11 protein-coding genes are annotated in these 11,957 nt (G+C 45.7%); 7 read left to right on the forward strand and 4 right to left on the reverse strand.

Annotated features, from left to right (window positions below):
- Positions 1 to 30 precede the first annotated feature (30 nt).
- The 4 genes from Vsou_RS09375 (at position 31) to Vsou_RS09390 (ending at position 3,682) form a co-directional block, all read left to right on the forward strand.
- Complete coding sequence (locus tag Vsou_RS09375) at positions 31 to 201, forward strand: hypothetical protein (protein WP_188603682.1); 171 nt, start codon at positions 31 to 33, stop codon at positions 199 to 201.
- A gap of 395 nt (positions 202 to 596) precedes the next feature.
- A complete protein-coding gene (locus tag Vsou_RS09380; protein WP_188603681.1) occupies positions 597 to 2,051 on the forward strand; it encodes a dihydrolipoyl dehydrogenase in 1,455 nt (484 codons plus the stop codon).
- Between the two features lie 108 nt (positions 2,052 to 2,159).
- Positions 2,160 to 2,489: a DUF2175 domain-containing protein gene (locus tag Vsou_RS09385; RefSeq protein ID WP_054843537.1), complete on the forward strand. Its 330-nt coding sequence runs from the start codon at positions 2,160 to 2,162 to the stop codon at positions 2,487 to 2,489.
- A gap of 56 nt (positions 2,490 to 2,545) precedes the next feature.
- Positions 2,546 to 3,682, forward strand: a complete 1,137-nt coding sequence (locus Vsou_RS09390; RefSeq protein ID WP_188603680.1) for an AAA family ATPase — start codon at positions 2,546 to 2,548, stop codon at positions 3,680 to 3,682.
- On the opposite strand, the gene Vsou_RS09395 is transcribed toward Vsou_RS09390, so the two are convergent.
- From Vsou_RS09395 to Vsou_RS09405, 3 genes are read right to left on the reverse strand one after another with little or no spacing between them, the layout of a single operon-like run.
- Positions 3,662 to 4,051, reverse strand: a complete 390-nt coding sequence (locus Vsou_RS09395) for a hypothetical protein (protein WP_229709875.1) — start codon at positions 4,049 to 4,051, stop codon at positions 3,662 to 3,664. The genes Vsou_RS09390 and Vsou_RS09395 overlap by 21 nt on opposite strands.
- 5 nt (positions 4,052 to 4,056) lie before the next feature.
- On the reverse strand, positions 4,057 to 5,247 hold the full coding sequence (locus Vsou_RS09400; RefSeq protein WP_188603678.1) for a glycosyltransferase family 2 protein: 1,191 nt from the start codon (positions 5,245 to 5,247) through the stop codon (positions 4,057 to 4,059).
- 32 nt (positions 5,248 to 5,279) lie between these two features.
- Positions 5,280 to 6,161, reverse strand: a complete 882-nt coding sequence (locus Vsou_RS09405; protein WP_188603677.1) for an NAD(P)-dependent oxidoreductase — start codon at positions 6,159 to 6,161, stop codon at positions 5,280 to 5,282.
- Between the two features lie 180 nt (positions 6,162 to 6,341).
- Between Vsou_RS09405 and Vsou_RS09410 the strand changes: the two genes are divergently transcribed.
- From Vsou_RS09410 to Vsou_RS09420, 3 genes are all read left to right on the forward strand, one after another.
- On the forward strand, positions 6,342 to 7,199 hold the full coding sequence (locus tag Vsou_RS09410) for a TIM barrel protein (protein WP_188603676.1): 858 nt from the start codon (positions 6,342 to 6,344) through the stop codon (positions 7,197 to 7,199).
- Between the two features lie 291 nt (positions 7,200 to 7,490).
- Positions 7,491 to 10,184, forward strand: a complete 2,694-nt coding sequence (acnA, locus tag Vsou_RS09415; protein ID WP_188603720.1) for an aconitate hydratase AcnA — start codon at positions 7,491 to 7,493, stop codon at positions 10,182 to 10,184.
- 226 nt (positions 10,185 to 10,410) lie between these two features.
- Positions 10,411 to 11,004, forward strand: coding sequence for a hypothetical protein (locus Vsou_RS09420; RefSeq protein WP_243679984.1), 594 nt, complete (start codon positions 10,411 to 10,413; stop codon positions 11,002 to 11,004).
- 231 nt (positions 11,005 to 11,235) lie between these two features.
- Here the strand turns inward: Vsou_RS09420 and tpiA are convergent, their stop codons facing one another.
- The gene (gene tpiA / locus Vsou_RS09425) at positions 11,236 to 11,907 is read right to left on the reverse strand and encodes a triose-phosphate isomerase (protein WP_188603675.1); all 672 of its coding nucleotides are present in this window, start codon (positions 11,905 to 11,907) and stop codon (positions 11,236 to 11,238) included.
- Positions 11,908 to 11,957: the final 50 nt, after the last annotated feature.

The raw sequence follows: 11,957 nt of genomic DNA on the forward strand, positions 1-11,957 counted from the left end.
TATTAATACACCATCTCTATGATCTTTAATATGAATTCATTGGACACAATCAACGAGGCTCTGGTATTAATTGGTAGGGCGAGAATGAATAGGACCAATTGCCGCGAGACACTCGACGCGCTGTGGGAACTACTTATAAATCTGGACTTTGAATTAAGGCACAACCATGATATGCCCATTAGTTATGCCCTGGTAAATTGAATTGAGGTGGCTCACTGGCTTTTTATGTATTCCGCGAACTAATTTAACTCCTTAATAATAGGTCTTTGATTTAAATTAGCTAGTATTCTGTGCTGCTTGATAACATGAAACCTTGGTTGGATGAGATAATACTGAGTAGGTGATGAACTAAGGGATGGGGATGATGATACTAATGAGGTGAGACTTGTTAATGTGATTGAGTGTGCAGGGATGAGTGTTAATATAATATTCAGGATTATATGGTGTATGGCTCAAGGGTTCTGTACTTTATAATGTATACTGAAGGGACTCAGTTACATCTGTAAGGGATGATCGTCAGACTACCTGCCCATATGTGTGGCTTAGTCAAATTTTTGACTATAAAGCATATAAAAACTGCCAGATTTGACCCAATTGTGCTTGGTAAATACCCAGTATTTCCACCCGCAGACCGTGAATTTGAGGACCCACCAAAACTTAGTAACTATGACGTTGTCGTAATAGGCGGTGGAGGCGGCGGTTACCATGGCGCCTTTGAATTAAGCAAGGGTGGTTATAGGGTGCTTATGATTGATGACAAGGGTAACCTGGGTGGTAACTGTCTCTATGAGGGTTGTATACCGTCCAAGGCCGTCTACATGACGATATACCTAATGGAGAAGGTTAGGGGTATACTCAATAGCGTTGGTAATAAGGACGTGAATGCCGTTAGGGTTCTTTGGGAGAACGCAATTGATCACAAGGACAACATTCAATACATAAGGTACCTACAGCACATTAGGGAGATTAAGGAGCATGAGAATGTGGACTTCATAAAGGGCGTCGCCGAGATCCTAGATCAGCGTAGAATTAGGGTGAGGGCTATCGATGGTTCATGGACGAGGGATATCGAGGCAAGACAATTATTGGTGGCCACAGGCTCGGTGCCAATCAAAATACCTGTACCAGGCACTGACCTGGCCATTGGTAGCCAGGAACTCTTTGGTTATAAGACTGGCTATAGGAAGGTGCCTAATGACATAATAATCATTGGTGGTGGTTATATAGGTGTTGAGGTGGCGTCGGTCCTCGGCTCTATGGGCGTTAAGGCAACCATAGTGGAGATGCTACCCAGGATACTGGCAGGTTGGGATAATGACATTGTCTCCAGGATTGAGGAGAAGCTCAGGGCTAAGAAGGTTGAGGTGCTAACTAATTCCAGGGTAATCAGTATTAGGGAGGAGGGTAGTCAGAAGATTGTTGAGTTTCAAAGGCCTGATGGCAGTAAGGGTTATGTGACTGGTTCCGAGGTTATAATGGCCGTTGGTAGGAGACCAAATGTCGAGGGGCTCGACAACCTAGGTATTGTGGAGAAGGGCCACGTGGAGGTTGAACCATCGATGAAGACCAGGGTACCGAACATATATGCGGCTGGTGATGTACTGGGCAAATTCATGCTTTATCATGCTGCTGTAAAGGAATCCGTGGTTGCTGCGTGGAACATACTTCACGGTAGGTCCATTTATGAAGTTAATTTTAACTCAATACCAATGACTATATTCACGGAGCCGGAGGCTGCTATGGTTGGTTTGAACGAGGAGGCTGCCAAGGCCAGGGGCATTAATTACGTAACTGTTTCGTACCCACTCGAGGATGATGCCTACGCCCAGATAATGGGCGTGAGGGAGGGCTGGGTTAAGTTAGTTATTGAGAGGGAGAGCCAGAGGATTATTGGTGGTGTTATTTATGGTGAGGCGGCGTCGATGTTGATAAATGAGGTTGCGCTTGCCGTGGCCGTGAATGCCAGGGTTAAGGATGCTGCATTACTGGCGCATCAGCATCCGACTATATTTGAGTCCATAGATAGGGCCGCCATTAGGTTCTCGTTGTGATTTTATATATTCATTATTATTCATAATTATGTAAATGAATGTTTATATATTCACTTAATTTAGAAGTCAATAAACAGATTAAAAGCCAATCCCCACCCACTACGCGGTATGAGTAGGAAGGTGTGGAAGTGCTATAGGTGTGGTGAGGACATTGTGGAGGGCATGAAATTCACATTCACTAGGCTTGGTCCAATTCATTGGGAGTGCTTTAGGGCGGAGGTTAGGGATAAGTTCAATGGTAATGTGCCTGAGGATATCAATGTAATGCTTGAGCTAATGGATTACCTCGCGAATGGGATTGTGAAGGTTAAGGAGCTTGAAGAAAGGGCGTCCTCTGATGACGTAAGGCGGTTGTTAATTGATAGGCGGAAGGTTATTGAGGGCGAGACCTCCAGGTTAATGAGCGAATTAAATAAAATGCTCTACGGCGGCGCTTAATCATATTTTAGTATTTATGAGGAACGTTTAAATTCTGGCATTTTTAGTTATTATCCGTGGGCGAAGATTACTTTGGTAGGATTAGGAGCGTTTATACGAGGTTGAATAGTCTATTCTTCAAGTATGAGAATGAAGTGCTCGGGGCATTAATGGCAACCTTATCAAGGGAGAACTACCTGCTCGTCGGTCCGCCAGGCACTGCAAAGACAACGCTGGTGTACGCATTGTCTAAGTTATTGAACGCCAAGTGGTTCTATAGGCAGTTGACGAGGTTCACGGATCTTGAGGAGATCCTTGGTCCGATAAATATAGCGAAGCTTCTTGACGGTAAAGTGGAGAGGATATACGCAAACTCAATTATAGAGAGCGAATTCGCGCTACTCGATGAAATATTTAACGCCTCAAGTGCAATACTGAACACGCTACTTTCAATACTCAATGAGAGGGTTGTCTATGACGGTGAGAAGGTAGTCCCGGTAAAGACCTGGACAGTCTTTGGTGCAAGCAATAGGATTCCGGATGAGGAGGAGTTGCAGGCGCTCTATGATAGGTTCCCACTGAGGGTCTTCACGGAGTGGGTTAGTCCTGACGATACCGAGCCATTGATAATAAAGGGTTGGGAGTTGAGGATGGATCTGGAGAGGATGGAGCCCTTGGCAACCATGGATGATGTTCAAGCTGTTAATAAGATAATAACGCAATATGTCTATGAGCATATAAAGGACATATCCAAGGTCATAAGCCCCATGGTTGCCAATTACGTGGAGCACATACCGATTAGTAACAGGACGAGGGTTAAGGTACCCATGTACGTAGCTACTTACCTAATGTTGCATGGCATAGACATTGGTAATACGGAACTAAGCCCGTCGTTGCTGATGGTCGGCACCATAAAGGTCCTCAGATACCTAGTGAGTAACAAGGATCAGTTAAATGAGTATTATTCCTTCGCCACAGTCCACATGCCTGAGGACCTACTAAGACTCAGTGAGTTGCTCAGTGAGGCTAAGGCGTTAATAAATAATGAGGTCTATGACGAGGCAAGACAGAGACTCAGGGATGCAAGGGAATTATTAGATCAAGTAAGGGGTAAGTGGGATGCAACAATGGTTAAGCTTTACTCCAATGAACTAAGTGAACTAGAGGAGCTGCTGAAGAGACTAGAGGATGCCTTAGCCGGAAATAGACGATGAACTCCCCCAACCTCTATAAACATGAAGTATATCACGTGCAATACTCGCTACGGCATTCATTAATTCGGGCGGTGCATTGTAGAGTCTCATGTCAGTAATGACATCACTAATTAGCTCACTAATACCCTCAACAATAACCCCAGTACTTGCTAATTCTCTCAATTCCCAATTTAACACCTTGAGGTACATGTAGGACACTATGAAAAACCTTGACCTGAAATCATCACCCTCGCCAGGCGGACACCTAAAGCCATTTGCGGGAAAATCCCTGCATAACTCATCAACGTTAACGTTAAGCTCCCTCAGGTAATCAATTAACAATTGAGGTCTCCTAACCATTGACCAAAACACATCACGGACATTAACCATGAGAATCACCCGAGCGGCTTAGCCATCATTAACCTATTGGCATCAAATACCGTGAACACGCGCCCCCTCCAATTAATGCTCTTAGTGACGACTGTCTTAATTATTGCAAGCCAGGAGAAGTAGACATTAAGTATTGAGACAAGTGCAAGCAGTATTGAGTACCTCCTTGTTATATTCATTCCATAGAACGGATCAAGTGACCTAATACTACTTATCCTCACGTAATCCTTAACCGCACCAATAATAAATGGTAAAAGTCCAGGTACTATGAACCATGAATTAATGATCGATAGGGCCATGGCAATGGGTAACGTGATCACATACAACGTGTAAGACCCCGCATACAGTAGAAAGCCCCTAAATCCATAAACTCTAACATACCATAACTGCCTAACGGCCCAGGAGAAGGCCTCCCTAATATTTATGTCCTCAAGTGTTAGGGCAAGGGACTCAGGAACAAAGTCGATATTAAGACCCTCCTTATGCACAAAATGCGTGATCACATAGTCATCGCTCAAGTAATACGGTAGATAATCACGAACACCCCACTTATCGAGGATCCACCTCCAAACAGCCGTAGAACCGCCCCAAGTGAACCTAGCCATTGGATTCTGCATGGCCGTAATACCAATCATATTAAAGCTGGCCCTTAACAATACCCCAAGACTAAATTCCTTAAGCGGTGCATAGAACCTATACGTTGTGGCTGCGCCTGAACCATTAATCAGTGGCATCACTAAGTTCCTAAGCCAATGCCTATGGACGAAGACATCGCTATCAACAAAGACGACAACATCACCAGTTATATTACCCAGGGCAAAGGCTAATGCTTCACCCTTGCTACGCCCACCCCTATTAATCAATACCGAGGCATTTACACTAAACTCCTTAATAAGATCCTTAATAACGCCGTATGCCGGGTCATCCTCACTATCAAGTACGAAGATGTAGTTCCTACGGCCTGGGTATTCCTGATCCAAAATACTGGCAATATTACCCCTAAGGTTTTGGTCTAAACCCCTCACAGGCATTACCACGGCTACCCAGGGATGATCACCATCATTATTATTAATTAATTTACTAATTCTCTTCCTATCCCTCCAATACTTAATCTCGAAATAGAGAGATAATAATGATGACAATATGGACACAACAATTACCAATGCACCAATAATTACTAATACTGATAACATCATCACTGAGGATGATTGAGATTATGATTTTTAAGTTATTGCTGTTTAATCAATATCTTCAGTATGGCGGCGAAGTCCTCCTCGGAAAGACCCATCCTCTCAGCCATCCTATAGAGCTGAAGGGCTAGGGACGTCATTGGTATTGGGACACCGCGCATTGAGACCTCCCTATTAACTATGTCCAGGTCCTTACGCATGTGCTTAAGGGCGAACTGAACCGAGTAATCCCCACTAAGCATCTTGGGGACCTTTAACTCAGAGGTCGGTGACCTGGCGCTCGATAGTTTTGTCAATAAATCTAAAATAACCGAGTCACTTAAGCCAAAGGACTTGCCCAACTGGACAGTCTCAGCCAGTGCGATCACGTAGGAACCAAGCAATGCGTTATTTATCAACTTTGCATAAAGCCCATAACCATTCGGCCCAATGTGGACAATGGTCTTGGCCGTATACTGCAAAACCTCCCTAGCCCTATTAAACGCCTCCTCAGAACCGCCAACAAGCACCACTATTTCCCTCCTCTCAACGGCCACGGAGGTACCAATTACTGGGGCATCAACCATGTCACCACCCCTGGACCTAACCATGTTAGCAAGCTCTATTGAGGTGCTCGGCGATATTGTCGACATATCAATAACAAGTGAACCCGTCCTCAAGCCATTCAATACTCCATCATTACCCACGATAACGCTTTTAACAGCCTCATCATCACTGAGCATTGTGATTATTACGTCGGAAGCCCTGGCAAGCTCACTCGGTGTCTTAAATGCCTCAACACCAAACTCCCTACCAAACCTCAGGGCCTTATCAAACGTCCTATTGTAAATACCAATTAATAGACCAGCATCCCTTAGGTTCTTGGCTATTCTCCAACCCATGACACCGAGACCAGCCACTCCGACCTTAACTTTAGTCATACCATCCCTAGCGTTACCTCCTGGGTTTAAATATCAATCGGGTTTGCAACAAACTACGCATGGAACGAGTTAGATATTATTTGAAGGCCAGGCCATGGATTGTCTCCAATGTATTACCTATGATTTATTGAATAGTCACTGAGACAAAACTCTTTAGTTGGTTTTTCAACACATACCTCGATGGCTAGGGTTTACCTTGGACCTGCCGGAATCCCCATAGGCGCCAAGGAGAGGAAGAGGAGTGCTGGTACAATAGACGGCATTAGGTACGTTAGGGAGGCTGGGCTGAACGCCATGGAGGTTGAGTTTGTACAGGGTGTTAGGATGACGAGGGAGGCTGCGATGGATGCCGGTGAAGTCGCCAGGGAACTTGGCGTTAGGCTGTCCGTGCACGCGCCGTACTTCATAAACCTATGTAGCGAGGAGAAGGAGAAGGTTGAAGCCAGCTTATCAAGGCTTCAGGAGTCCCTTGATAGGGGTGAGGCAATGGGCGCTACGGTGGTTGTCTTCCACCCGGCGTACTACGGCAAACTCGGCCCTGAGGGTTGCTATAATGCCGTTAAGGATGGCGTTCTCAAGATCGTTGATTGGATGAAGGAAAATGGCATTAAGGGCGTGAAGCTTGGTCTTGAGGTCATGGCCAGGAAGAACCAGTTCGGTAATTTAGAGGAGACCTTTAGGCTTGTTAAGGATATTAAGCACCCGCAGGTTGTTGCCGTCATTGATTGGGGGCATGTATTCGCCAGGAATGGTGGTTCCATTGATTACAGGGCTGTGCTTAACATGTGGCATGAGTACTTCGATGATCAACCGATGCATACCCACTTCACATGCGTTAAGTTCAAGAGGGGTGAGTGGGTTGATGAGCACGAACCCATAGACACGAATAACCCACCCTTTGAACCTCTGGCGAAGGAGTTGGCTAGTGAGGATATTGAGATAACGATAATAAACGAGTCCCCGCTCCTGGAGAGGGATGCTCTCAAGATGAAGGAGGTACTACTTAGGTATAATAATGTGCTCGTGGAACTCCAATAAAGATAACCCTTGGATCACTCACTCTTTCATAACCATCGCCATAAACAAGATTCATAATACATATTAAGGAAGACACGTAATTAAGCAAGCTTCCCATTTTCGTCCTTATCCTTGGGTTTTTCATTACATAAATTCCTTGGTTTATTCAACTGGGAATTATCGATTTAGTTTCGATTTACCTAATAAATCATGGAGTTACATATACTCAGTAGGCAAATAATTAAAAACTCATGAACTTAACAATTATTTCCCGTGTCTAAGAACCTACCTAATCCCTGGAATACCCTAAGCATGATGGATGTTGGTAACGTTAAGGTCCATTACTACTCACTAAGGGCGCTTGAGAGGGAGGGATTTGATATTGCCAGGTTCCCATATACAATAAAGGTCTTCATAGAGAACCTACTTAGGAATTACGATGGGCAAGCCGTTACCAGGGAGGATATCGAGAACCTACTGCACTGGAACCCGAAGAACCCAGGCACTAAGGAGGTCCCGATAAAGGTTGCCAGGGTCTTAATGCAGGACTACACGGGAGTACCTGCCTTAGTCGACTTGGCCGTGATGAGGGAGATAGTGGCTAAGTACGGCATCGACCCAAAGGTAATTAATCCCCAGGTGCCGACGGACTTAATAATAGACCACAGTGTACAGGCCGATTACTGGGGTAGGCCTGACGCTGTTAAGTTAAACATTAAGCTTGAGGTTGAGAGGAATGCTGAAAGGTATGAATTCCTTAAGTGGGCCCAGGGTGCTTTCAGGAACTTCAGGGTTTTCCCGCCAGGCACTGGCATAATACATCAGGTGCACCTCGAGCACATTGCCAGAGTAGTGATGACAGAGGACCTAGGCGCTAACGAGAGACTTGCCTATTTCGATACCGTGGTCGGCATGGACTCGCACACCACGATGATTAATGGACTTGGCGTTGTTGGTTGGGGTGTTGGTGGCGTTGAGGCTGAGGCGGCGCTCCTTGGTCAGCCAATAGCTGTTCTTCCACCACAGGTTGTTGGCGTTAATCTATATGGTAAACCAAGACCTGGTGTCACTGCCACGGATATAGTGCTGTACATAACTGAGACGCTTAGGAAGTACAACGTGGTTGATAAGTTCGTTGAATTCTTTGGTGAGGGTGTTAAGGAGTTACCAGTTCCTGATAGGGCTACCATAGCCAACATGGCCCCCGAGTATGGCGCGACCACGGGTCTGTTCCCGGTTGATGACCAGACATTAACGTACTTAAGACTCACTGGAAGAGACGAGTGGTTAATATCACTGGTGGAGAAGTACTTCATGGAGCAGGGCGTATTTGGCACATCAAGGGAGAACGACATTGAGTACAGCCAAGTAATTAGCATTGATTTGTCAGCGATAGAACCTAATTTGGCTGGTCCATCACTACCATGGCAAAGGAGGTCGTTGAGTGATGTACCTAAGAGCCTTGAACCCATTATTGAGGACAGGAACAAGAAGAAGAACACCAGTGGTAGGAGGAGGGCTGTCGTAGAGATTGACGGGAAGAAGGTAGAGCTTGAGGATGGATTTGTGGCCATAGCCGCAATAACAAGCTGCACAAACACGAGTAACCCATACTTATTAATGGCCGCTGGCTTAATTGCCAAGAAGGCCGTGGAGCTCGGTATTTCACCTCCACCGTATGTGAAGACCGTGCTTGCCCCAGGCTCGAGAGTAGTCGATGAATACCTAAGTAAAGCCGGCCTGCTTCAGTACTTGGAGAAAATTGGGTTCTACGTGACTGGCTTTGGATGCATGGTGTGCATTGGTAACACTGGTCCTTTACCTGAACCAGTACTAAGCGCCATTAGGAACAATGATCTGATAGCTGCTGCTGTGCTCTCGGGCAATAGAAACTTCGAAAACAGGGTGCACCCAGATGTTAGGGCTAATTATCTGGCGTCACCACCAATGGTGGTAGTCTATGCCCTTGCCGGCACAGTCAATAAGGACTTATCAAAGGACCCAGTGACATATACGAACAATGGCAAGCCAGTATACTTAAGGGACCTGTGGCCTAGTGATGATGAAGTCAGGGGCTATGTGGAGAGGTACGTGACTCCAGGTGAGTTTGTGGAGAAGTATACAAAGATCGGTGACCTAGTACCTGATGAGTGGAATACATTAAAGGCACCGAGTGGTGACCTATATCAATGGAATCCAAGGAACACCTACATAAGGAGGCCACCGTTCTTTGATGATTTCGAGCCAAATAAACTCGTTGAGGTTAGGGATATAATTGGCGCAAGGGCATTGTTGATACTTGGTGATAGCATAACCACGGATCACATATCGCCAGCGAGCTCAATACCAGCGGACTCACCGGCTGGTAAATACCTATTGTCACTTGGGGTAAAGCCCAGTGATTTCAACACGTTCGGCACCAGGAGGGGTAACTGGGAGGTAATGGTAAGGGGCGCATTCTGGAACAAAGGTGTTAGGAACAGGATGGGTGGTAAGGTGATTGAGGGTGGTTACACAATTCACTGGCCTGATGGGCAGTTAATGACTGTGTTCGACGCAGCCATGAAGTATAAGGAGGAGAATGTACCACTAATAATACTTGCTGGTCAGACTTATGGAGCCGGTAGCTCAAGGGACTGGGCTGCGAAGGGTCCGAAGCTCCTGGGCATAAAGGCTGTCATTGCGAAGAGCTTCGAGAGGATACACAGGAGTAACCTGGTTGAGATGGGCATACTACCGCTTCAGTTCATGGAAGGTGAGGACGCAGATAAGCTCGGTATAACGGGTGATGAGACCTTTGACATAATAGGGCTATCCCAGGGATTAAAGCCTAGGCAGACCGTGGACCTTGTTATCCATAAGCCTGATGGTAGGGTTATTAAGACGAAGCTCCTCGTGAGACTTGATACACCGATGGAGGTTCAGTACTTCCTTAATGGAGGCATACTACAGTACGTGCTTAGGCAAATAATTAAGAGGCATCACCAGGGAGAAGCACAGTCATAACCTCCTAGTCATCTCCTGATAATACAATCTAAAAATCCAGTTTTTGAATTATGCTTAGGTTCACCCCATACAGTAAATTGGCCTGTTAAATCTGACTTAACAATTCAACTCCCCAGTTTCACACCGGAACTTAGTTCTACCCCGGAACTTAAATGCTAATTAGGAGACTCATGATACATTCAATTTTGGCATAATTAATTAGTTAAGGTTTAAAGGGGAATTTAATGTGCATAGCTCACGTATGAAGAAGGTGATTTATAAGGAGATCGAGATTACTAATAAGAGAATATCAAGGCCTAAATATGCATTGCTCTTGCTACTAATAGCCCTAATTGGCGTTGGTGCCTATATACTTACTCAGTACTCCCTCCAACACGTCTTACATAATGCTGTCCTATCATCTTACCTAAGCATTCCGGTGGATGCTGTCGTTATTGGTGTTAGTCTTGTTCTCCTAAACAGGTACTTAATTAACCATGGCGTTATGATACCAATATTAAGGAGGAGAGTTGAGCGGACGGTCTTTATATCACCCGGCGGCGGTCGACCCATTGATGAGGAATTGATTAGGAGACATGAGGATGCCCTGAGGTTTGCCGACAGGGATTCGGAGGGTTACGTGACTAGTTTGGCGATGCTTGGCTTTATGTATCTTCAAAATGCCATTGCTTATGGCGATAGAAGCCTTTACTTAAAGGCTAGGGATTGCCTGAATAGGGCTAAGGATGCCATGAGGACTGTTGATGTGAACGATGAGATTAGGATACTCGTTGAGAGATTGGAGAAGGAGGTGGAGGGTAGTAGGTCTAGGTTTGAGTAGGATTAATAGCCATGGGCTTAACCTGAACAGGAACCCTTCCATCTTATATGCCAGGTCCCAGAACATGCACTACAATTTTCGTACCCACCCTTGGGCATTCCTTTACTAAGCAGTGGGCCAGTGAAAGTTGTGGCTATTACGTGCCTTGCTTAACAAACTTATACGTGGATTCAATACTTTATATAGTAAATATAATAACCTTATAAACTTAACCGAGACTGTATAGATAGGTTAATGTAATGCTTTGGCTAACTCCATAATCTTCTGTCTCCAATCCCTCGCCTTAACAATGGCACTAGCCACCAGGACTCCCTGTGTCCCAAGTTCAACGGCCCTTTTAACATCCTCATAGCTCTCAATACCAGCTCCCGTGATGACTGGAATACTTGGGTTAACTCTTTTAACGAGTTCCACGGTTTTCACAATGACGTCAGGCTTCTCCCTACTTACGGCCTTACCAGTGCCAATAAGCTCAGGTGGCTCAACTGCTACTGCCGTTGGCTCAAGGGCAGCGGCAGCCGCGCTCGTGTATGGGTCCGGCGCACACACGAGAGTCTCTAGGCCGAGGTTCTTCGCCCTGTTAACGAGCCAACCAAGGTCATTTAGGAGGAGCCTATTCTCGCTATGATTAAGTATTACTCCCGATGCTCCAGTCTCCTTAATGAACTCAAGCGGTACATGCCCCGTCCTAGCCCCAGGCTCGACTGGATCAGCGCCCTGAGCATACACGGGTATCTCCACGTTCTCAGCCACAAGTCTAAGCTCAGTAGTCGGCGGAGCAACGGCAATGGACATGCCCAACTCCCTGGAAACTGCTTCAGTAACCTTAGCAAGCTCAAGGGCCCTCCTACCAAGCACCTCCGGGTATACCTTCATGTTTATGATAAGTATTGGTATCTTCATATGCGCAATAAGCAAGACCAAGGCTTAATAAATTACTGGGTTTAATGAGA

The sequence above is a fragment of the Vulcanisaeta souniana JCM 11219 genome (genome assembly GCF_026000775.1).
GTDB classification, from domain to species: Archaea; Thermoproteota; Thermoprotei; order Thermoproteales; family Thermocladiaceae; genus Vulcanisaeta; species Vulcanisaeta souniana.